Source organism: Halorussus sp. AFM4 (assembly GCF_051194995.1).
In the GTDB taxonomy this organism is placed as follows: Archaea; Halobacteriota; Halobacteria; order Halobacteriales; family Haladaptataceae; genus Halorussus.
This window is the reverse complement of record NZ_JBNTJT010000004.1, coordinates 531,126-551,666: the sequence shown is the minus strand read 5'-3', so window position 1 is coordinate 551,666 and position 20,541 is coordinate 531,126. Positions and strand designations below refer to the sequence as shown.

At 69.8% G+C, this 20,541-nt stretch carries 17 protein-coding genes and 2 tRNA genes; 10 read left to right on the top strand and 9 right to left on the bottom strand.

Annotation, left to right across the window (positions count from 1 at the left end; all coding sequences use genetic code 11):
* The first annotated feature begins 112 nt into the window (after positions 1 to 112).
* The 3 genes from ACQUQF_RS20185 to ACQUQF_RS20175 all read left to right on the top strand — a co-directional run bounded on the left by ACQUQF_RS20185 (position 113) and on the right by ACQUQF_RS20175 (position 4,928).
* Positions 113 to 514 carry a hypothetical protein gene (locus tag ACQUQF_RS20185; RefSeq protein WP_435180934.1) on the top strand — a complete coding sequence of 134 codons (402 nt, stop codon included), beginning with the start codon at positions 113 to 115 and terminating at the stop codon, positions 512 to 514.
* Between the two features lie 206 nt (positions 515 to 720).
* Entirely contained in the window at positions 721 to 1,200 is a 480-nt protein-coding gene (locus tag ACQUQF_RS20180) for a FlaD/FlaE family flagellar protein (protein ID WP_435180933.1), read from the top strand.
* Positions 1,201 to 1,310: 110 nt separating this feature from the next.
* Complete coding sequence (locus tag ACQUQF_RS20175) at positions 1,311 to 4,928, top strand: PAS domain S-box protein (RefSeq protein ID WP_435180932.1); 3,618 nt, start codon at positions 1,311 to 1,313, stop codon at positions 4,926 to 4,928.
* A 10-nt stretch (positions 4,929 to 4,938) separates the two neighbouring features.
* Here ACQUQF_RS20175 and ACQUQF_RS20170 read toward each other — a convergent pair whose 3' ends face one another.
* From ACQUQF_RS20170 to ACQUQF_RS20160, 3 genes are all read right to left on the bottom strand, one after another.
* Positions 4,939 to 5,814, bottom strand: coding sequence for a DUF6920 family protein (locus tag ACQUQF_RS20170; RefSeq protein ID WP_435180931.1), 876 nt, complete (start codon positions 5,812 to 5,814; stop codon positions 4,939 to 4,941).
* 60 nt (positions 5,815 to 5,874) lie between these two features.
* A tRNA-Ile gene (locus tag ACQUQF_RS20165) sits at positions 5,875 to 5,949 on the bottom strand.
* Between the two features lie 373 nt (positions 5,950 to 6,322).
* Positions 6,323 to 6,395, bottom strand: a tRNA-Asn gene (locus tag ACQUQF_RS20160).
* A 210-nt stretch (positions 6,396 to 6,605) separates the two neighbouring features.
* On the opposite strand from ACQUQF_RS20160, the gene cca reads away from it, so the two are divergent.
* Both cca and ACQUQF_RS20150 read left to right on the top strand, forming a co-directional pair.
* Positions 6,606 to 8,018: a CCA tRNA nucleotidyltransferase gene (cca, locus tag ACQUQF_RS20155; protein ID WP_435180930.1), complete on the top strand. Its 1,413-nt coding sequence runs from the start codon at positions 6,606 to 6,608 to the stop codon at positions 8,016 to 8,018.
* Positions 8,019 to 8,310: 292 nt separating this feature from the next.
* Positions 8,311 to 9,330: a matrixin family metalloprotease gene (locus tag ACQUQF_RS20150; protein WP_435180929.1), complete on the top strand. Its 1,020-nt coding sequence runs from the start codon at positions 8,311 to 8,313 to the stop codon at positions 9,328 to 9,330.
* Here ACQUQF_RS20150 and ACQUQF_RS20145 read toward each other — a convergent pair whose 3' ends face one another.
* On the bottom strand, positions 9,331 to 9,789 hold the full coding sequence (locus tag ACQUQF_RS20145; protein WP_435180928.1) for a hypothetical protein: 459 nt from the start codon (positions 9,787 to 9,789) through the stop codon (positions 9,331 to 9,333).
* A gap of 104 nt (positions 9,790 to 9,893) precedes the next feature.
* On the opposite strand from ACQUQF_RS20145, the gene ACQUQF_RS20140 reads away from it, so the two are divergent.
* Together ACQUQF_RS20140 and ACQUQF_RS20135 are read left to right on the top strand one after the other, a co-directional pair.
* On the top strand, positions 9,894 to 10,073 hold the full coding sequence (locus ACQUQF_RS20140; RefSeq protein WP_435180927.1) for a hypothetical protein: 180 nt from the start codon (positions 9,894 to 9,896) through the stop codon (positions 10,071 to 10,073).
* Between the two features lie 44 nt (positions 10,074 to 10,117).
* Positions 10,118 to 11,098, top strand: a complete 981-nt coding sequence (locus ACQUQF_RS20135; protein WP_435180926.1) for a M48 family metalloprotease — start codon at positions 10,118 to 10,120, stop codon at positions 11,096 to 11,098.
* A 3-nt stretch (positions 11,099 to 11,101) separates the two neighbouring features.
* Here ACQUQF_RS20135 and ACQUQF_RS20130 read toward each other — a convergent pair whose 3' ends face one another.
* Positions 11,102 to 12,199 (bottom strand): aminopeptidase, encoded by a 1,098-nt coding sequence (locus tag ACQUQF_RS20130; protein WP_435180925.1) that lies wholly within the window; start codon positions 12,197 to 12,199, stop codon positions 11,102 to 11,104.
* A gap of 502 nt (positions 12,200 to 12,701) precedes the next feature.
* A complete protein-coding gene (locus tag ACQUQF_RS20125; RefSeq protein WP_435180924.1) occupies positions 12,702 to 15,386 on the bottom strand; it encodes a valine--tRNA ligase in 2,685 nt (894 codons plus the stop codon).
* A gap of 224 nt (positions 15,387 to 15,610) precedes the next feature.
* Between ACQUQF_RS20125 and gnd the strand changes: the two genes are divergently transcribed.
* Complete coding sequence (gene gnd / locus ACQUQF_RS20120; protein WP_435180923.1) at positions 15,611 to 16,516, top strand: phosphogluconate dehydrogenase (NAD(+)-dependent, decarboxylating); 906 nt, start codon at positions 15,611 to 15,613, stop codon at positions 16,514 to 16,516.
* A 162-nt stretch (positions 16,517 to 16,678) separates the two neighbouring features.
* A complete protein-coding gene (locus tag ACQUQF_RS20115; protein ID WP_435180922.1) occupies positions 16,679 to 17,011 on the top strand; it encodes a hypothetical protein in 333 nt (110 codons plus the stop codon).
* A 79-nt stretch (positions 17,012 to 17,090) separates the two neighbouring features.
* Here the strand turns inward: ACQUQF_RS20115 and ACQUQF_RS20110 are convergent, their stop codons facing one another.
* The 3 genes from ACQUQF_RS20110 to ACQUQF_RS20100 form a co-directional block, all read right to left on the bottom strand.
* Positions 17,091 to 17,666, bottom strand: a complete 576-nt coding sequence (locus ACQUQF_RS20110) for a DoxX family protein (protein ID WP_435180921.1) — start codon at positions 17,664 to 17,666, stop codon at positions 17,091 to 17,093.
* 206 nt (positions 17,667 to 17,872) lie between these two features.
* Positions 17,873 to 19,069, bottom strand: coding sequence for an ABC transporter substrate-binding protein (locus ACQUQF_RS20105; RefSeq protein WP_435180920.1), 1,197 nt, complete (start codon positions 19,067 to 19,069; stop codon positions 17,873 to 17,875).
* Positions 19,070 to 19,168: 99 nt separating this feature from the next.
* Positions 19,169 to 19,861: a DJ-1/PfpI family protein gene (locus ACQUQF_RS20100; protein WP_435180919.1), complete on the bottom strand. Its 693-nt coding sequence runs from the start codon at positions 19,859 to 19,861 to the stop codon at positions 19,169 to 19,171.
* Positions 19,862 to 19,951: 90 nt separating this feature from the next.
* Between ACQUQF_RS20100 and ACQUQF_RS20095 the strand changes: the two genes are divergently transcribed.
* Positions 19,952 to 20,530: a 2Fe-2S iron-sulfur cluster-binding protein gene (locus ACQUQF_RS20095; RefSeq protein WP_435180918.1), complete on the top strand. Its 579-nt coding sequence runs from the start codon at positions 19,952 to 19,954 to the stop codon at positions 20,528 to 20,530.
* The last annotated feature ends 11 nt before the right edge of the window (positions 20,531 to 20,541 follow it).

Below are 20,541 nucleotides of genomic sequence, written 5' to 3'. Positions count from 1 at the left end.
CCCCCGCGGAAAGGATTGGGGCCGGGTCGCAGACGGGGCCGGCGCGGCCGGGAAAGATGCAACCGGTGAACCAGCCGCAACCTATTCGTATCCGAGCGTCGAACCGTTCGGTATGGCAATCCTGGAGATAAATCTGGAGAAGCCCGCGCTCGTCGAGGAGTACCAGCCGGCGGAGCGGACGCAGGCGGACAGGCAGTCGACCGGCGAGGGGTCGACCGCGAGGTCTTCGAGCGGATCGAAGTCGAGCGGCGGGTCCGAGTCGTCGGGCGGCGGCAAGGCCAAGCTGGTGGGCCTGCTCGCGGTCGCGGCCGGTATCGCCTTGCTCGCCTGGAAGCTCAAGGGCGGTAGCGGCGGCAGCGAGCTCCAGGGCGACAGCGAGAAGTACGAGCACGGCCCGGAGCCCGAGATCGGCGGCGACCGGAGCGGCGGCGCCAAGCAGAAGGTCGCCAGCGTCCTCGGGCTGGCGACCGCGGTCGTCAGCCTCGCGGCGGTCGTCCGGAAACGCCGGAGCTGAAGCGCCTTCTTCGCCGTCTTTCGGCCGACTCTGGACGCGGCCCGTTGTCTCGATACCGTCAGGTTCGGAGGCAGTACCCAGACATGTCTTCCAGAGATCACACCGCTGAATCCAGGTGACGGCCGAGAGAACGGGCGTAGCCGCGGTAGCCGACTGGCAAGAAAACTTAAATGGTCGGTGTGAGTTAGCCGAAGTAACCGAGTACCATGCCGACGACGACCGAAAACTACGACCTGAGCGACCTGCGTCGCCTCGCTGACCCGGACCGCGAGACGCCCGCGGTGTTCGACGACGGCGCGGACCTGCCCGCGTCGCCCGAGGAGGTGCTGCGCCACAGCGAGCGCGACGAGCTGGTCCGGCTCCAGAGCCAGTTCTCGGCCGCGGGGGCGCTGCCCGAGAAGCCCTACCTGGAGGCGCTGCCCGACCAGTACAGCACGGAGGTCGTCGTCTTCGAGTGGCTCGACCTGCTCATCAACAAGGCCGGCTTCGAGAACACCGGCAACGCCCTGGCGTACTACGAGGAGGTCGGCTGGATCACCGAGCGGGTCCGCGACGACCTCCGGGAGTACATGCGGGGGTTCTCCGAGGTCGAGAGCTTCGACCCCGACAAGCCCGGCCCGGCCGACCTCGACGTCGACGACCACGTCATGAGCCTGGTGTACGTCGCGCGGCTGGCCTCGGTGTGAGCCGGCCGACCGCCCGGGACGCACCGACAGCGTGATGACCGCGCGATTCCAAGCGTGACACTATTGTTCCGGCGGTCTGTACAACGGACAACGCAAGTCGGAGGTCGTGCATGAGAGGCCACAGCGGACAGCCGTCCGGCGGCGACCGGGAGCCACCGAGCGCCGGCGTCGGCGAGCAGTTCTTCGAGGGGATGATCGCGGCCGCGAGCGACGCGGTCGTCACGGTCGACGCCGACGGGACCGTCGTCTACGCCAACCCGGCGGTCGCGGACGTGCTGGGTTACGACCCCGCGGCGCTCCGGGGCCGGCCGGTCGACGAGCTCGCGCCCGAGGGCCGCCGCGACCGGTACCGCGAGTGGTTCGACCCCGACGTCGCCGACGGCGCGGGCCGGCCGGCGGACGGCGACCGGGAGCTGACGGTGGTGACCGCCGACGGGACCGAGCGGCGGGTCGCGGTCTCGGGGGCGGTCCACGAGAGCGACGGCCGGTCGCTGCTCACCGCCTTCCTGCGCGAGCCGTCCGACGGCGACGAGTCGAGCGACCCCGACGGGTCGGGCGACCGCCTCCGGGAGGAAGCCCTAGTCGAGGAGATATTCGACACCAGCCCGATCGCGCTCGCGGTCCGGGACGCCGACGGCGAACTGCTCCGGGCCAACGAGCGGGCGGCCGAGCTGCTCGGCATCGGCGACGACCGGTTGCCGTACGACGCCGAGGACGGGGACGGGTGGCGGGTGTACGACGCCGACGGCGACCCGCTGCCGGCCGAGGAGTTCCCGGTCAGCCGCGCGCTCGAGACCGGCGAGCCGGTCTACAACGAGGAGGTCGTCGTCGAGCGACCGTCGGGCCGGCGGCTCCACCTCTCGGTCAGCGCGGCCCCGGTCGGCGACGACGGCGAGGTCGAGCGGATCGTCAGCGCGGCCGAGGACGTGACCGAGCTCAAGGACACCCAGCACGAGCTCGAGCGCCGGCGCGAGGAGCTCGAGACCGAGCTCTCGGAGGTGTTCACCCGGATCGCCGACGCCTTCTTCGCGCTCGACGACGACTGGAACATCACCTACGTCAACGAGGAGGCCGAGGAGCTGCTCCGGCGCGAGGAGTCCGAGATCGTCGGCGAGAACGTCTGGGACGTGTTCTCCGGGGCGGTCGGCACCAGGTTCCAGCGCGAGTACGAGCGGGCGATGGAGACCCAGGAGCCGGTGTCGTTCGTGGAGTACTACCCGCCGCTGTCGACGTGGTTCGAGGTGCGGGCCTACCCCTCCGAGAGCGGGCTGTCGGTGTACTTCCAGGACGTGACCGAGCGCAGGGCCCGCCAGCAGCAGCTCGAGCGCTACGAGACCATCGTCGAGACGACCGACGACGGCATCTACATCCTCGACGACGAGCTGCGCTTCACGATGGTCAACTCCGCGCTCGCCGAGATGCTGGGCTACTCCCGCGGGGAGCTGCTCGGCCGGTCGGTGTGGGAGGTCGTCGACGACGGCGACGAACTCCGCGACGCCGTCGAGGACCGCATCGAGGAGCAGGTCGCGGGCGACCGGACGTCGGCGACCGTCGAGTTGGACGCGCTGACCGCAGACGGCGAGACGTTCCCCGTGGAGGCCCGGTTCGTCACCCGCCGGACCGACGGCGGCCGCGAGCACATCGGCGTGGTCCGGGACGTGACCGAGCGGAAGCGCCGCGAGACCGAGCTCCGCGACCGCGTCGACCAGCAGGAGGCGGTCTCGGCGTTCTCGCGCCACGCGCTCGAGGACCGGCCGCTCGACGACCTGATGGACGAGGCCGCCGAGCTGGTCGCCGAGACGCTCGGGCAGGAGTACGGCAAGGTGCTGGAGCTGCGGCCCGACGCCGACGACCTGCTGCTCCGGGCGGGCTACGGCTGGGACGACGAGCTGGTCGGGGAGGTCGCGTTCGACACCGAGCGGGGGTCGCAGGCCGGCTACACCCTGCTGTCGGAGGAACCGGTCGTGGTCGAGGACTTCGAGACCGAGGACCGGTTCGCCTACCCCGACCCGAATGCCGAGCGCGGGATGATAAGCGGCGTCAGCAGCATCATCGGCTCGCCCGACGACCCCTGGGGCATCCTCGAGACCCACGCGACCGAGCGCCGGGAGTACGCCGACTACGAGGTCCAGTTCGTCCAGAGCGTCGCCCGCATCCTCTCCACGGCGGTCCGCCGGCGCCGGCGCCGGCACCAGCTCGAGCGCTACGAGACCATCGTCGAGACGGTCGAGGACGGCGTGTACGCGCTCGACCCCGACGAGCGGTTCGTGATGGTCAACGACTCGTTCTGCGAGCTGACCGGCTGGGACCGCGAGGAGCTGCTGGGCGAGCACGCCTCGGTCGTCCACAGCGACGCGGTCAACGAGCGGGCCGCCGAGCTGAGCGAGTCGGTCGCCGACGACCTCGGGAGCGCGTCGCTGGAGTTCGACCTGCAGACGAGGGACGGCGACACGATCCCTGTCGAGGCCCGGTTCGGGCCGTACCGGTACGACGACGAGTCGTTCGCCCGGACCGGCGTGGTCCGGGACGTCACCGAGCGCAAGCGGTTCGAACAGACGCTGACCGCGCTCCACGAGTCGAGCCGCGAGCTCCTCCAGCTCGAGACCGCCGACGCGGTCGCCGGGTCGGTGCTCCGGACCACGACCGACGTGCTGGGCATCCCCGGCGCCGGCATCTACCTCTACGACGAGGCGGCCGAGTCGCTCGAACCGGCCGCGGTCTCGGACTACGTGGAGGAGATCTTCGGCGATATACCGGCGTTCGAACCCGGCGACGACGCCATCACGTGGCGGGCGTTCGCCGACGGCGAGACCGTCACCCACGACGACGTCGCGGAGACCGACCGCGCGTACCGGGACGACACGCCGCTCCGGAGCGGCGTCTGGATCCCGCTGGGCGACCACGGCGTGCTCGCGGTCGTCTCCGAGGAGGTCGGCGCGTTCGGCGCCCGGGAGCGGGAGCTGGCCGACCTGCTGGCCGCCACCGCCGAGGCCGCGCTCGACCGGGTCGAGCGCGAGCGGGAGCGCCGCGAGCACGAGCGCAGGCTGGAGGCCCAGAACGAGCGCCTCGACGCCTTCGCCAGCATGCTGGCCCACGAGCTGCGCAACCCGCTGGAGATCGCCCAGATCTACCTCGACATGGGCGTCGCCGAGGCGGTCGACGACGACGCCGACGGGTCGGCGTTCGACGAGGTCGACCGGGCGCTCGACCGGATCGAGGAGATGATCGAGACCCTGCTGGTGGTCACCCGCCGGGGCGCGTCGGTCGACGGCACGGAGGTCGTCGACCTCGCCGAGAGGGCCCGCGAGTGGTGGGACGACCTCGACCCCGACGGGGAGCTCGTCGTCGAGACCGACCGCCGGCTCCGGACCGACCCCGCGCGGCTCCGCCAGCTCCTCGAGAACCTCTACCGCAACGCGGTGGAACACGGTTCGACGAGCAGTCAGCCGGAGGCTGACGACGCCGAGGAGCACGGCGGCGCCGGCGTCACGGTCCGGATCGGCGACCTCGATGGGGGCTTCTACGTCGAGGACGACGGGCCCGGTATCCCCGAGGACGAGCGCGACGCGGTGTTCGAGCCGGGCTACTCGACCAGCAACGTCGGCATCGGGTTCGGCCTCGCGGTGGTCGAGCAGCTGGTGCGGGCCCACGGCTGGGACTGCGAGATCACCGAGAGCGAGGAGGGCGGCGCTCGCTTCGAGTTCACGGACGTCGACCTGGTCGAGTGATCCGCGTCGGTCACCGCGACGCCGCAGAACCAGAGCCGCCGGAGCCGGTCCGGTGGTCGACGTCGGTCACCCGCGCTCGCCAGTAGCTCGAATCCCCGTCCGGCAGGTTCCACTCCACCTCGGCGACGGTCGGAATCCGCATCCCGTCGCGCTCCCGGTAGTCCCGGAAGTAGCCGGTCCACGGCGCGAAGGCGTCGTCCGCGGTCCGGTAGCGCCCCTCGGCGCGGACGCGCTCGACCAGGTTCTCGTCGTCGAAGCGGAAGACCAGCGAGGCGGTCGCCCCGCGGTCGGTCAGCGTCGCCCGCGCCGACCGGTCGTCGACCGCCTCCCAGGACACGCCCCGCCCCGGCAGAAGCGCCGTCGGGAACCAGACCGCCTCGGCCAGGTAGCGCAGCAGTTCGCCCTCGTTCAGTTCCGGGCTCGGCTCGACGTCGGCGACCGGAATCGCCCCGAGCACGGTGGCCCGCAGCGACCCCTCGCCGGCGACGTAGGCGTCGACGACCCGGGTCGAGACCAGCGGGAACAGTTCGATCTCGGCGTCCCAGACGAACCCCGGCGGGTCGACGGTGAAGTGCTGGGTCGCCGCGAGCGGCTTCCAGGACCCCGTCGCGCCGCCGAGGCGGAACTCGCCGCGCTGCTCCAGCCGGACCGACCGGACGGACGGCTGGCCCTCGTCGAGGACGGTCTCGAAGTAGCGCCGGACGGGGTCGGGGAGCCCGTCGAGGTCGTCCGCGGAGAAGGTTTCCTCGGAGCGGCTGTCGGCGGCCGCCAGCAGGTCGTCCACCCGCCGCGCTATCGCTCTGTCGCGGCGGGACTCGGCGACGCGAACTGCGGCAGCCCCGGCACCGAGCGCGCCGAGGAGTTTCAGGGCGGCGTTTCGTCTCACGGCCGGGGGTTCGACCCCCCTTTCAAAGAACGCACTGCTCGCCGGACGTGTCGGCAGAAGTGGGCCCTGACGGATTCGAACCATCGACCACTCGGTTATGAGCCGAGCGCTCTAACCAGACTGAGCTAAGGGCCCGACACCTACACGTTTCCCATCGCACCCTTTTAGCCTATCGTTTTGGGGGATTGTGGAATCGTCGCTCCACTATACGGTAGGTTCACCGAGAGAAAGCGCCGTCATCAGAACGCGGAGCGTTCTGATTGGCTCGGAAATCGCTCCGCGATTTCCGACCGTCGCCAGGACTCGAACACACGGTCGGAGCAAAGCTCCTCCCTGCTCGCAGGTTCGCGCTGCTCACCTGCGAACGCCGAGACGTTCCGGGCCTGCGGCCTCCGGCCGTTCCGGGCGTGCGACTCGTCTGCTCGACTCCTGTCGAGGAAACGCGATTACTCGCGGACAGATGTCGCTCGGAGATAAAACTCCTCGCCTGATGTCCGCGAGAAAGTAGCGCCGTCGCCAGGACTCGAACCTGGGACCACCACGTTAACAGCGTGGCGCTCTACCAGCTGAGCTACGACGGCATCCCGCTGCATTCGTGCATATGCGGGAGTCATTTGATAGGGCTTTCGCTTTGGACCGGACGCCGTGATGCGTTCGCACGGTGCGGGCTGGCGATTCGCGTCGCCGGCGACCCAGGATACTCGCGGCGCTCCGCCCGGCGCGAGCGACGGTGCGACCGCCCGGCGGGCGAGACGACACGTTTTCGGCCGCGGGCCGAGAATCCCCGGGCGATGACCGGCGAGGACGACGAGTTCCAGGAGGTGGTGGCCGCGGTGCGCGAGCGAATCGACCCCGACGAGCGCGAGCGCGCCCGGATGCGCGAGGTCGCGGCCGAACTGACCGAGCGCGCCGAGGCGGCCGTCGCGGACCTGCCGGTGGACGCCGACGCGATGCAGGTCGGCAGCACCGCCCGGGGGACGTGGATCAGCGGCGACCGCGACATCGACCTGTTCGTCCGGTTCCCCGCCGACCTCGACCGCGAGGACCTGGAGTCCTACGGGCTACAGGTCGGCCACGCCGTCCTGCCGGACGGCCGGGAGGAGTTCGCCGAGCACCCCTACGTCACCGGCGAGTACGAGGGGTTCGACGTCGACCTCGTCCCCTGCTACCGGCTGGAGTCGGCGACCGACATCCGGTCGGCGGTCGACCGCACGCCGTTCCACAACGAGTACCTCGCCGCCCGGCTGGACGACGACCTCGCCGGCGACGTCCGGCTGTTCAAGCAGTTCCTCAAGGGCATCGGCGCGTACGGCAGCGACCTCCGGACTCGGGGGTTCTCTGGCTACCTGACCGAACTGCTCGTGCTCGAGTACGGGGGCTTCCGCGAGGTCGTCGCGGCCGCGGCCGACGAGTGGCACCCGCCGGTCCGGTTCGACCCGGAGGACCACGGCGCGGTGGAGTTCGACGACCCCCTCGTGGTCGTCGACCCGACCGACCCCGAGCGCAACGTGGCGGCGGTCTGCGCCGCCGAGAACGTCGCGCGCCTCCAGCACTACGCCCGCGACCTGCTCGAAGCGCCGCGCGAGGAGCTGTTCTTCCCGGAGCCGACCGAGCCGCTCTCCGCGGCCGCGGTCCGCGAGCGCGTCGAGGCCCGCGGGACGACGCCGGTCGCGGTCCGGTTCGACGCGCCCGACGTCGTGGAGGACCAGCTCTACCCCCAGCTCCGGAAGTCGCTGGCCGGGGTCCGCGACGGGCTCGACCGCCGGGGGTTCGACGTGCTCCGCGCGGCGACCTTCGCCGACGAGACGGCGGTCCTGGTCGCCGAACTGGCGGTCGCCGAGCGCCCCGCGGTCGAGCGCCACGAGGGGCCGCCGGTCCACGTCCGACAGCACGCCGAGGGGTTCTACGGGAAGTACGCCGGCGAGCGGGGCTCGTCGCGTCCCGCGACCCAGTCGCGGGACGCGGAGAACCCGGAGGTGTACGGCCCCTTCGTCGACGGCGACCGGTACGTCGTCGAGCGCCCCCGGGAGTTCGAGACCGCCGGGGCGTTCCTGCGGAGCGACGCCCTCCTCGACGTCGCGCTGGGCGTGCGGGTCGAGTCGGCGCTGGAAGACGGCTACGACGTGCTGGTCGGCGACGAGATCGCGGACCTGGCCGACGAGTTCGGCACCGAGCTCGCGGACTACTTCGACCCGCGACCGTGACCGACGCCCGGCCGCACGGCGCCAGCGCTGGCGACGGTTCAGCGGGGTCGCGGGCGTAAAGCCGCGACTGCCGCGCCGCGTAGTGGGTGGCTAAGCGCGCGTACGGTTCCCGTAGCCGGGGGTGCGCGCCGGACGGAACACCTTATCACATGTCAGCTGCTCTTAAGACGGACGTTCCGCGGCGACCACGAGAGCCTATAGCGCTAGCCGAATCCTACCCCGAGAGGCCGGCGCTCGGTCGTGTCGAAACCGACGCCAACCTTGATACGGCGCCGCGTCGTGGTGAGTTGCGATGTGGCGAACACTGTTCGTCGCTGCCCTCCTCGTGCTCGCGGGGTGCGCCACCGTGGCACCTCGCGACGGGGCGGACGGGGGTTCGGTGGACCGGCGGGCGTTCGCGCCCGGGGAGACGCCGGATCGGCCGAATCCGTGGGGGGAGCGAGAGCTGACGGTCGCGATCAACAACACCGCCAACGAGTCGCGGAACTTCCGACCGCTCGTCCGGCGGGCGCTCGACTTCTGGACGAACAACAGCGCGCGCTACGCCGGCTTCCCGGTCGACTACGAGCTAGATTCTAACGCGTCGGACCCCGACCTGGTGGTCAAGTTCGTCGACGGCATCGAGTCGTGCGCCAACGTCGCCGAGCCCGCGGGCTGCGCGCCCTACGTCACCCACCGCGGGCAGATCTCTCGGCCCGTCTCCGTCGAGATCGCCGGGTCGTACTCCAACGAGTCGACGCTGCTCATCCTGAAGCACGAGCTCGGCCACACGCTCGGACTGAACCACTCGAGCGAGCCCCAGTCGGTCATGGCGCCGTCGTCGGCGCTGACCTCGCTGCCGCGGCCCAACGCCACGGAGCGGCGCGTGCCGTGGGACGACGCGAACTTCACGGTGTACCTCGACGCGAGCGAGGCCGAGAACCGCGCGGCGGCCCGCCGGCAGGTCCGCCACGCGCTCGACTACTACGCCCGCGGCGCGAACGGGACCGTCCCCGAGCGCGTCTCGTTCGAGTTCGTCGACAACCGGAGCGCCGCCGAGGTGGTGGTGACCCTCGCCGACGACCTGCCCTGCCGGACCGGCGACACCGGGTCGTGCGGTCGGGTCCGGGGCGTCGACCCGGACGGCGACGGCGCGCTCGAACGCTACCGGAGCCTCCGGATCACGGTGGGCGGGGTCGGCACCGAGGCAATCGGCTGGCACGTCGGCTACTGGCTGGGCTACGGCTTCGGCTTCCAGGCGGACGCGGAGTGGCCCGCGCCGCTCCGGGACGCGACCTACGACGAGCGCCGGAGCGACTGGTGGGAGCCGTAGTCACTCCCGGACCGCCGGGGCGTCGGGCTCGCCGCCCGGCGCGGCGCCGGCCGCGAGCGCCCCTTCGGCCGCGTACAGGACTCCGTACGGGAGCGCCGCCAGCGTCCCGATGAGGGCGTCGTAGCGCGCGGCGACCCCCGGCGGGAGCCAGCGCGCGCCGGTCGCCAGGACGTAGTTGGCGGGCCACAGCGCGCCCGACGGCGCGCCCGGTTCGAACGACCACCGGACCGCGACCGCGAGCGCCGCGCCGCCCAGGAGGCCCGCGAGCAGGCCGTGGTTCACTCGGCGCCGCCACGGCCCCTCGGCGAGCCGGCCGGCGAGGTAGCCGCCGACGAACCCGCCAGCCAGGACGACGGCGAAGGCGGGCCAGCGCACTCCCTCGGGGAGCTCCACGGCCGCGGCGAGCGCGGCGAGGCCGGCGTCGGCGCCCGCGCCGACCAGGATGGCGTCTCTGTCCACGCCGGAGCGTTGGCGCGCGGGACAGTAAACAGGCATGGGAGCGCCGGTATCGAACCGTAAACTTTTCAGGAACCCAACTGAATGCGGCCAACCGAAGGCGGCGTATGGACGGTCGAAACCGGTCGAAGTCCGCCACGCTGCCGGGCGTCGTCGCCGCCGCCGTCGGCGCCGTCGGCTACCTCGCCTTCGGGTGGCGGTTCGGGGGCGACTCGAACCCGGTCGCGCTCGCCGCCGCGCCGGTCTGTGCTGCCGCCGCGGTGGGGTTCACCCTCCGCGGGGAGTGAGAGACGAACCTTTACGGCGGCTCTTCCGCAACGGTCCGACAGCAATGCGGCGGCTCGCCCTCCACCTCCGGATGCTCGTCGCGGTGCTCGGCCTGCTGGCGGTGAGCGTCGGCCTGCTCTGCGTCGCCGTGGTCGCGGGAGTGCTGCTGGTCGCGACGTTCGTCGCGCGACCGGCGGCGGACGTCGCGAACCCCTGGGCGGTCAGCCTGCGGGTCGGCGCCGCGCTCGGCGCCGTCGGCTTCCTCGCGCTCTCGGTCCGGGAGCTCCGGCGCGCGGACTCGCTGGTGCCCCGGCGGTTCGACGCCCGCGAGCCGACCGGCGCCGAGCGGGAGCGGCTCGCTCCCCGCGTCCGGCGGTTCGCGAGCCGCTTCGACGTCCCGACGCCGACGGTCCGGGTGGCCGAGACCGACGCGCCCCACGTCTCGGTGTCGGGGCTGTCGCCGCGCCGGACGACGCTAGTCGTCTCGACGGCGGTGCTCGCGGCGCTCGACGGGCCGGAGCTCGACGCGGTGGTCGCCCACGAAATCGCGCACGTCGCCAACCGGGACGCCGCGGTCTGCACCCTGGTCTCGACGCCGTCGGCGGTCGCCCACGCCGTGCTGACCTACGACCCCGGCGTCGAGCCGCCGGGGCAGTACCGACCGGTGAACGTCACGATCTACGACATCGTCGGCGGGTTCTTCTACGCGCTCGGCCGACCCCTCGTCTCGGTGTTCGCCCGCCAGCGCGAGTACGCCGCCGACGCCGCCGCGGTCGCGGCGACCGGGAACCCCGGCGCGCTCGCGTCGGCGCTCGAAACGCTCTCCGACCGGGCGCGGACCGCCCCGACCGAGGACGTGCGGGCCGGGTCGCCGGTCGCCGCGTTCTCCATCGTCCGCCCGCCGAGCGTCACCGACGAGGAGTACCGGACCGACTCGGCCGGCCCGTCGCTGGTCGGCCTCTGGGAGCGGGCGGTCGCGACCCATCCGCCGGTCGAGAAGCGCATCGACCGCCTCGCCGACCTGGCCGACGGGGCGACGGTCTGAGAATCAGCCCTCGAAGCCGTCCTCCCACCGGAACCGGCCGTTGCGCTGGACCACTTCGCCGTCGATCTCCAGCCGCGAGTCCTCGCTCACGTCGGTGATCATGTCGACGTGGACCGCGCTCTGGTTGCCCTGCTGGCCCTCGGGCAGGCAGTCGCCGTAGGCCCGGCCGACCGCGAGGTGGACCGTGTCGCCCATCTTCTCGTCGAAGAGGATGTTGTCCGTGAAGCGGTCGATGCCGCGGTTCATCCCGATGCCGAGCTCGCCCAGGCGGCGGGCGCCCTCGTCGGTGGCGAAGATGTCGTCGAGCGCGTGCTCGCCGACCTCGGCCGACCAGTCGACGACCTCGCCGTCCTCGAAGGCCAGCCGGACGTCCCGGATGCGGGCGCCGTCGTGGGTCATCGGCACGTCGAAGTACACCTCGCCCTCGGGGTCGTAGGGCGCGGTGAACACCTCGCCGCTCGGGAGGTTGTGGCTGTCGTAGGCGACCGACGCCGCGCTGTTGACCGCCGTCCTGTTCTCGATGGACATCGCGAGGTCGGTGTCCTCCTTGACGAGGCGGACCTCGCTGCCGGCGTCAAGCAGCTCCTTCATCCGGGCCATCTCGTCGGCGAGGCTCTCCCAGTCGCGCAGGACGGCGTCGTAGACGAAGTCCCGGTACTCCTCGTAGCCCATGCCGGCGTCCTGGGCGTGGGCCCGGGTCGGGTGGAGCGTCGAGACCCAGTCGGTGTCCATCCGGAGCTCCTTGATGCGGGTCCGGGACTTCTTGTAGGCCGACCGGCGCTCGCCGGGCGCGGCGGCCTTCGCGGCGGTGTTGGTCTGTCCGCGGAGCGACAGCACCGCGTCGGCGCGCTCGAGCATCGCCACCTCGAAGCCGGGGTCCTGCTCGAACTCTCCCTCGCGGGCCCCGACGAACGCCGCCTCCACCTCGTCGGAGGCGTAGGTCGCGAGGTAGTTTGCGCCGCGCTCGCCCAACTTCTCGGCCACGGCGACCGCGAGGTCGTGGGCGCCCTCGTCGACGCGCAGCACCACGTCGTCGCCGGCCTCGATCCGGGCGCTCCAGTCGACGAGCACCGCGGCGTGCTCGTGGATTCGCTGGTCCATGCTACTCTGGTAGCGCGTCGCGGTGAAAATTGCGACGGTTCCGGACCGGCGCGCGCTGGCGGACCCCTGTGGTCCGCCAGGCGTGCGAGGGATGCGGACCGCAGGGCACGCAGTGATCGAGGACCGCAATCGGTCGGGGAGGGCGTGGCTCGCGGTCGCTGTGCTGGGGGTGGATGAAAGAGGCCGGCCGGTCGCGCCCGAAGGGCGTGGTGGTCTCAGCGACCCCTATCCGAGGCGAGCGAAGCGAGCCGAGGATATGTCGTTGAGCGACCGCGACCGGCCGGAGGCTTTCGAGACGGTCTTGGTTCCGGTTCTAGTTGTTGTGGGAAGCGACCGGGCGGAGCTTTCGGAACCTGTTCGCGATTCCGTCAACGCCAGTTCTCACAATGACTCCCGTTCGTAGCGACCGGGCGGGGGCTTTCGAAGCGTCCGCAGAACTGGTTACGGATGCAGTCGAGCAGGATGAAAGAGAGTGCCCGAAATCAGCGTCGCACCGATCGTCTCAGGGGAACACCAGCACCGTCGCGTTCTCGGTCTCCAGCACCTCGACCTCCTCGCCGCTCTCGGCGCGGTACTCCTCCTCGATCTCGACGGCGTCGCCGTCGACGGTGACCTCCTCGCCGTCGACCTCGAGGGTGATCTCGCCCTCGATCTCCTTCTGGTTCTTGAGCGTGTTGAAGTCGGCCGCCTCCAGCGCGGCGATGACCTGACCGGCCTTGTCGCGGAACTGCGGGCCGATCTGGCTGTGGTCGGGGTCGACGCCGACCGGGACGAGCTCGACGTTGGGCCGGCCCTCCTCGGGGTAGACCGGCGCGTTGACCGCCTCGCTCAGGTCGTAGGTGTCCCAGCCGCGGCCCCGCTCGGAGTACACCTCGACGCGGTCGAGGTCGGCGTTGAGCGCCATCCCGGCGTCGGACTTCCAGGCCCGGATCTCGCTGGCGACCTCCGCGATGAGCTCGCCCTTGCGCTCGGCCTCCTCGTCGCCGTCGAAGGCGACGTCGGGCCAGTCGGCGGCGTGGACGCTCCCGTCGGTGCCGGGGAGGTAGCTGTACACCTCGTCGGCGAAGTGGGGCGAGAACGGCGCGAGCATCCGGACCGACGCCGAGACCGCGGTGTAGAGGGCGTGGCGCGCGGCGTTGCGCTCGCCGGGCCGGCCCTCGTAGAGCCGGCCCTTCACCAGCTCGAGGTAGTCGTCGGCCAGGTCCTCCCAGACGAACTGCCGGAGGGTGCGAAGCGCCGAGTCGAACCGGTACTCGCGCATGTCGGCCTCGACCGCGTCGACGGTCCGGGAGAGCTTCGAGAGGATCCACTTGTCGGCGTCGCGGTACGCCGGCGCGTCGATCTCCGGGGTGTCCCCGTCGAAGTGCTCGACCGAGAACTGGAAGATGTTCCAGAACTTGGTGAGGAACCGCGAGGCGGAGGTGACCTCCTTCCACTGGAACTGGATGTCGCTGCCGGGCTGGCCGCCCAGCGCGAGCGCCTGGCGGACCGAGTCGGCGCTGTACTCCTCGATGGCCTCCTCGGGGCCGACCGCGTTGCCCCGGGACTTGCTCATCTTGTGGCCGTCCTCGCCGAACACCATGCCGTTGACCAGCGCCTGCTCCCAGGGGATCTCGTCCTCCAGGGCGGTGACGCGCAGCAGGGTGTAGAACGCCCACGTCCGGATGATGTCGTGGCCCTGCTGGCGGAGCGTCGTCGGCGCGAACTCCTCGTCGGGCCAGCCCTGGACGTGCATCGGCGAGATCGACGAGTCCATCCAGGTGTCCATCACGTCGGTCTCGCCCTCCCAGTCGGTGCCGCCGCACTCGGGGCACTCGCCGATCTGGGGGTCGGTCTCGGTCGGGTCCAGCGGGAGCTCGTCGACGTCGGCGACGTGGACGTGCTCGCAGTCGTCGCTGCCGCAGAACCAGGCCGGGATGGGCGTGGCGAACACGCGCTGGCGGGAGATGACCCAGTCCCACTCCATCCCCTCGGTCCAGTCCTCCAGCCGGTCGTACATGTGCTCGGGGATCCACTCGACCTCCCGGGCCTTCTCCAGAATCTCGTCCCGGCGGACCTCGACGAACCACTGCTCCTTGCTCAGGATCTCGATGGGGGTGTCGCAGCGCCAGCAGGCGCCGACCGACTGGTCGGTGGGCTCGGTGTCGTTCAGGTACCCCTCCTCCTCGAGGTCGTCGGCGATGACGCCCTTGGCCTCCTGGATGGTCAGCCCCTCGTACTCGCCGGCGAGCTGGTTGAGCCGGCCGTCCTCGGTGAACACCGACCGGAGGTCGAGGTCGTGCTCGGCCCACCAGTCGACGTCCTGCTTGTCGCCGAAGGTGCAGATCATCACCGCGCCGGTCCCGAAGTCGCCGTCGACGTCGTCGTCGGCGACCAGCTCGACCTCCTGGCCGAACAGCGGCACCTCGAACGTCTCGCCGACCCGGTCGGCGTAGCGCTCGTCGTCGGGGTCGACCGCCATGCCGACGCAGGCCGCCAGCAGCTCGGGCCGCGTGGTCGCAATTTCGATGTCGTCGTTGTCGACGCCCGGGAACGTGATGTAGTGCAGCGTCCCCTCGCGGTCGATGTTCTCGACCTCGGCGTCCGCGATGGCGGTCTCGCAGCGCGGACACCAGTTGACGGGGTGCTCGTCGCGGTAGACGTAGCTCTCGTCCTCGTCACCGTCGGACGTTCCGTCCGACGAGGCTCGCGAAGCGTCGCTTCCCTCACCGCCGCGGGCCATCTCGACGAACGACCGCTGGGTCTTCTCCCAGTAGTCGGCGTCCATCGTGCGGTACTCGGCCTCCCAGTCCTGGGAGAACCCGAGCGACCGCATCGTCTCCTTCATGCTGTCGATGCGCCGCTCCGAGAGGTCGACGCAGAGGTCGCGGAACTCCTCGCGGGAGACCTCGGTGCGGTGGATGTCGTGCTCCTCCTCGACCTTCACCTCGGTCGGGAGCCCGTGGCAGTCCCACCCCTGCGGGAACAGCACCTCGTCGCCGATCAGGCGGTGGAACCGGGCGGCGAAGTCCATGTAGCTCCAGCCCAGCGCGTGGCCGAGGTGGAGCTTGCCCGTGGGGTACGGCGGCGGGGTGTCGATGACGTAGTCGGGCTCGCCCTCGGGGTGGTAGATCTCGGAGCCCTGCCACTCCTCCTGCCACTTCGGTTCGACTCGCTCCGGGTCGTAGCTGTCGGGAACGTCCGTCATGGTGTAGTTACAGCTGACTCTGTCGGGAGATCGGTCCTGTGAGAAAGACGCGCCGCTGCGCTGGACAGTTCAACGTACTACCGACGCAGTCAGCCTCATAGGAGGAAGGAACGGACGGGTACTGATAAAGGTTCCCGTCTCCCCGGCGGACGTTCCGGCCCCGCGGCGGGGCGCACCCGGGACGAACCGCAACCCCTACCTGCCGGCTCCCCGCACCCTCTCTCATGCAACTGGGCGTCATCGGACTGGGCCGGATGGGCCGCATCGTCGTGGACCGAGTGCTCGACGCGGGCCACGACGTCGTGGCCTTCGACCTCGACGAGGAGGCGGTCGCGTCGGCGGCCGAGGCGGGCGCGACCCCCGCCGACTCGGTGGTCGACCTCGCCGAGCGACTGGGCGACGAGAAGCGCATCTGGCTGATGGTGCCCGCCGGCGAGCCGGTCGACGCCGCGCTCGACGACCTCGAACCCCACCTGACCGACGAGGATATCGTCGTCGACGGCGGCAACTCCCACTTCGAGGACTCGGTGCGCCGTGCCGAGTCGACCCCGGCGGCGTACCTCGACTGCGGCACCTCCGGCGGGCCGGCCGGCGCCGAACTCGGCTTCTCGCTGATGGTCGGCGGACCCGAGTGGGCCTACGAGGAGCTGACGCCCGTCTTCGACGCGGTGGCGACCGGCCCGATGGGCCACGACCGGATGGGCCCCGCGGGGTCGGGCCACTACGTCAAGATGGTCCACAACGGCGTCGAGTACGCGCTGATGCAGGCCTACGGCGAGGGGTTCGAGCTGCTCGCGGCGGGCCGGTACGACCTCGACCTCGAGAAGGTGGCCCGGACGTGGAACAACGGCGCGGTCATCCGGTCGTGGCTGCTCGAACTCTGCGAGGAGGCGTTCCGCGAGGAGGGCACCGACCTCGGCGACGTCGACGACTACATCGCCGGCGGCTCGACCGGCACCTGGACCGTCCAGGAGGCGCTCGAGCGCGAGGTGCCGGTCCCGCTCATCTACCAGGCGCTCGGCGAGCGGTTCGGCTCGCGGGCCCGCGAGGACGGCCGGTTCTCCCGCCGGCTGGCCAACCGGCTGCGGTACGGGTTCGGCCGGCACGAGGTCGCGCGGCGCGAGGAGTAGTTGGGTGTGTCAATACATCGGGCTTAGATTTGAGAGGGAAGTAATTATATAACACTAGAAAGACACCTCAGACAAATTCTGCTGTTCGAGAAAGCAGCCATAGTATAGAGCTGCTTTAGAATAACCTTTAATACGCTTTTCTGAGATTTCTCTTGAGTTGAAATGGCTGATTTCCAAGAATTAGATCAGATTGTCCTCGCTCTGCTCCAGGTGACAGGATTACTCCTTCCAGTCGTATTCCTCACATTCAAATTCTACCTTAGAGGTGCAGAAAATTCGATTCCTGAAAGAAAACTACACAGACGGCTTCGGTTAGTAGTTGCGATGATCATTGCTCTTACTGTAACGGGATTCTGCGCTTCAGTCGGGTTACTAGATATGAGCCTCAAACCACACCTTACATTAATCGCGGTTATATCACTTGCATCCTTCTTCATCCTTTACGGTGTTTTCATCTACAGGATAATCAAGTGGGAGCAACTGAAAGCTGCGTAATCACGGTCATGCGATATTGTCCGAGATAAAAGCCATTCGTAGCGGTTACACGCCACACGGGGTTCAGAAATTCGATACTCTATCCGAGAATGTACTCCAGCGCAGGGTACTTCTCGACGAGGGGTCGACCGTCAACCTCGTACTGCTCGATGTAGGCGTCGAGACCGAGGATGCGGCCGGCGCCGAACGCCGCCACGGCGAGGAAGACGAGCATGTACGCGAAGTCGCCGTTGATGACGCCGTGGGCGACGTCCCAGTTCCCGAAGTAAAACAGGAGCATCACGGGCGCGCCGAAGAACGCCGCCAGGCGGGTGAACGCGCCGACGAGCAGGCCGAGGCCGATGAACAGCTCGCCCCACGGGACCGCGACGTTCGCGAACTCGACGAACCACGGCGTGCTGCCCATCCACGCGAACAAGTCTGCGAGGGGGTTGCCGTTGGTCGCCGCGACGTTGGCGAGGTAGCCGCCGGCCGCGAACGGTTCGGCCGCGACGATCTTGGTGAACCCGGAGTAGGCGAAGGCGTAGCCCATCATGAGCCGGAGCGAGAGGACGAACCAGGCGCTGAGGCTGTGGGCGCGGCCGCGGACGGTGTAGCCGCCGACGGTGCTCGTGAAGGTGTTGCTGGTTTCTGGTGTGCTGGTGGTGGCTGTCATGATGGGTGCGGAGAAGAACTCCTGCGCTGATAGACGCGCAGCGAGGATATATAATTACTGAGATAAGATGTATCATAGCTACGCGTAACTTATGGCGTCGATTCGGACCGAGAACAGTCGGCGAGGAACCCGAGAGAACGTCCGGACGGCCTGCGGACGACCGTGAGCTATCGAAGGGCCGAGGGCGCAGCGGGCCGGCCCGCGGGTCAGAAGTTGCCGTTGACGATGTCGGCGACGCGCTGGCGGTCGAAGAGTTTCTCGTCGACGCCGTACACCTGCTTGGCGGCGCGCTCGGTCAGCACGAGGTTCGTGATGGGACCCTGGTAGAGGGGCCCGCCCCGGTAGACGTCGCCGTTCTTCACGGCCGTCAGGCTGCTGGCGACGTCGTGGTTCTTCATGAACGAGACCACGGTGTTCTGGAACTCCTTGGCGGTCTGGCTCTCGTGGCCGCGGAGCAGCAGGACGTCGGGGTCGATCTTCAGCAGGGTCTCGTAGTCGATCTCGCCCCGGGTGCTGTGGAAGTCCTTGACGTCCGTCTCGGCGAACGCGTCGCGGACCTGCAGGTCGCGCCACTGCTTGAAGCTGGTCCCCTCGCCGATGAGGTACGGCGAGAACGACTCGGGCTCGTTACCGCTGGCCCACATGATGGCGACCTGCGGGCGCTCGGACTTCGAGGACGGGACGACGTCGCTCACTTTCGTCTGGAACTCGTCGTGGAGCGCGGAGAACGCCTCGTAGCGGTCGGTCCGCTGGAACACCTGCGCGAGCTTCCCGAACGCCTCGTACAGCGAGAGGTACGGGTAGCCCTCGTGCCACTTGTAGCCGGTCGAGAAGATGCTGTTGCCGAAGAACGGGCCGATGTTCTGCTCGACCTCGTCGACGTCCTGCTGCTCCCAGCCCTTGAACCGGTTCATCAGGAAGTTGGGGTCGATGACGTGGACGTCGCCGCCGAGCTCGTAGAACAGCTCCTTGCTGACGCCGTCCTGATAGAGGCTCACCATGTCGCTCTTGTCGACCGAGACGCCGTCGATGGCGTCGTAGTACTGGGTGTGGTACCGGCTCGTGAGCCAGACGCCCTTCGGCGGCTCGACGCCCAGCGCGACGCCCATGTCGGCCCAGCTCCCGTTGTTCGCGACCCAGGTCTCGGGGACGCCGTCGAACGTCACCTCGCCGACGGGCGGCATCGAGACGGTGTAGGACTCGCCGGCCGCGGTCGTCTCCTGCTCGCCGGTCGTCGTCTCGCCTGCCGTGGTCGTCTCGTCGGTCGTCGTCTCGCCGGCCGTCGTCGTCTCCCGGCTCCCGGTCCCGCCGGTGCACCCGGCGATGAGCCCGGAGGCGGCCAGCGCACCGCCGACGGTGAGGTACTTGCGACGCGTCGTCTGGGGCGTCTCGTCGTCTGACATTAGTTTTTAGGTCTGCCTAATCCGTGTTAAGGGCTTCGATTTTTAGGCAGACCAAAACGGACCGGTGGCGGAAGAGACCGGTATCAGAATCGTCCGGTATTAGGTGTCATCGGCCACGTGCACGTCCGCGCGCCGGTCGTACTCCATCTCGGTGGCGACCCTGTCGGCGACGGCCCCGTCCCAGACCTGCTCGACGACGTGGAACGCGAGGTCGAGCCCCGAGGTGACGCCGCCCGCCGTGAGCACGTCGACCTCGTCGCGAGACCGCGTCTCACTGCTCGCCGGACCGCGTCCGGCGGCGTCGACGACGCGGGCGTCGACGACCTGCGCCCCGGTCGCCCGGAGGTCGACGAGCGCGCCGGCGTGGGTGACCGCGGGCCGGCCGTCGAGCAGCCCCGCCTCGGCCAGCAGCATCCCGCCGGTGCAGACCGCGGCCATCGCGCTCCCCCGGTCGGCGCGCTCGCGGAGCGCCGCCGGCAGGTCGCCGCGCTCGGCCTCGGCACGCGCGCCCGCCGGCGGCCGGTCGTCGCTCCCACCGCCGGAGTCGTTCCAGCCGCCGCCCGGCACCACGACGAGGTCCGGGTCCTCGCCCAGCGTCCCGTCGGGTTCGACCGCGAGGCCGTGGCTCGCCGTGACGCGCTCCCGAGGGTCGAGCGTCACGAGGTCGACCGAGACGTCCCGGTCGAAATCGGCGGCGTTGCGAAACACCTCGTACGGACCGATTGCATCGAGTTCGTCGAAGCCGTCGTAGACGACGATCTCGATAGTGTCGATGTCGTCGGGGTTGTCCATACTCGTCGGTCGCGCGGCGACCCCAAAAGCCTGTACGCCGGTCGGACGCCAATCACAATGCTGTTAAACCACCCTTCCGTAGTCCCGCGCATGGTAGACGCACTGGGTCTGGGACTCGGGCTCACGCTCGTCCTCGTCGTAGTGGCGCTCCACTACTCGGAGGGCACCGAGTGGCGAATCCCCGACGATATCTCCCAAGAGGTGCTCGAACGCCGGGCCGAGACCGTGCCGGAGACCGACTTCCCCGAGCCGATGAACCGCTCCATCGGCGGCGGTGGCGGCGCGGTCGCGGTCGGCGGCGGCGGCGCCGAGGGCGAACTCCAGGGCGACGAGGAGGAAGAGGAAGGGTTCGACCCCGCCTCCATCCCCGACGACGAGGTGGAGTACTTCGAGATCGAGTACGTCAACGAGGGCGAGACCATCGAGGTCGCCAACAACGAGAACCTGCTCGAAGCCGGCGAGGACGAGGGCTGGGACCTCCCCTACGCCTGCCGGCAGGGCCAGTGCCTCTCGTGCGGCGGCAAGGTCCAGGACGGCGACGCCCACGACTACGTCCGCCACAGCAACAACGAGACGCTCGGCGAGGACGAGGTCGAGAAGGGGTACGTGCTCACCTGCACCGCGTACCCGACCGACGACTTCGCGCTCGAGACGAACGAGACGCCCTGACGGCGCGGCGA

Excerpts from the sequence above, each read along its gene's own strand:
- ACQUQF_RS20185 (WP_435180934.1), top strand. The coding sequence starts at position 113 with ATGGCAATCCTGGAGATAAATCTGGAGAAGCCCGCGCTCGTCGAGGAG.
- ACQUQF_RS20180 (WP_435180933.1), top strand. The coding sequence starts at position 721 with ATGCCGACGACGACCGAAAACTACGACCTGAGCGACCTGCGTCGCCTC.
- ACQUQF_RS20175 (WP_435180932.1), top strand. The coding sequence starts at position 1,311 with ATGAGAGGCCACAGCGGACAGCCGTCCGGCGGCGACCGGGAGCCACCG.
- cca (WP_435180930.1), top strand. The coding sequence starts at position 6,606 with ATGACCGGCGAGGACGACGAGTTCCAGGAGGTGGTGGCCGCGGTGCGC.
- ACQUQF_RS20150 (WP_435180929.1), top strand. The coding sequence starts at position 8,311 with ATGTGGCGAACACTGTTCGTCGCTGCCCTCCTCGTGCTCGCGGGGTGC.
- ACQUQF_RS20140 (WP_435180927.1), top strand. The coding sequence starts at position 9,894 with ATGGACGGTCGAAACCGGTCGAAGTCCGCCACGCTGCCGGGCGTCGTC.
- ACQUQF_RS20135 (WP_435180926.1), top strand. The coding sequence starts at position 10,118 with ATGCGGCGGCTCGCCCTCCACCTCCGGATGCTCGTCGCGGTGCTCGGC.
- ACQUQF_RS20130 (WP_435180925.1), bottom strand. The coding sequence starts at position 12,199 with ATGGACCAGCGAATCCACGAGCACGCCGCGGTGCTCGTCGACTGGAGC.
- ACQUQF_RS20125 (WP_435180924.1), bottom strand. The coding sequence starts at position 15,386 with ATGACGGACGTTCCCGACAGCTACGACCCGGAGCGAGTCGAACCGAAG.
- gnd (WP_435180923.1), top strand. The coding sequence starts at position 15,611 with ATGCAACTGGGCGTCATCGGACTGGGCCGGATGGGCCGCATCGTCGTG.
- ACQUQF_RS20115 (WP_435180922.1), top strand. The coding sequence starts at position 16,679 with ATGGCTGATTTCCAAGAATTAGATCAGATTGTCCTCGCTCTGCTCCAG.
- ACQUQF_RS20110 (WP_435180921.1), bottom strand. The coding sequence starts at position 17,666 with ATGACAGCCACCACCAGCACACCAGAAACCAGCAACACCTTCACGAGC.
- ACQUQF_RS20105 (WP_435180920.1), bottom strand. The coding sequence starts at position 19,069 with ATGTCAGACGACGAGACGCCCCAGACGACGCGTCGCAAGTACCTCACC.
- ACQUQF_RS20100 (WP_435180919.1), bottom strand. The coding sequence starts at position 19,861 with ATGGACAACCCCGACGACATCGACACTATCGAGATCGTCGTCTACGAC.
- ACQUQF_RS20095 (WP_435180918.1), top strand. The coding sequence starts at position 19,952 with ATGGTAGACGCACTGGGTCTGGGACTCGGGCTCACGCTCGTCCTCGTC.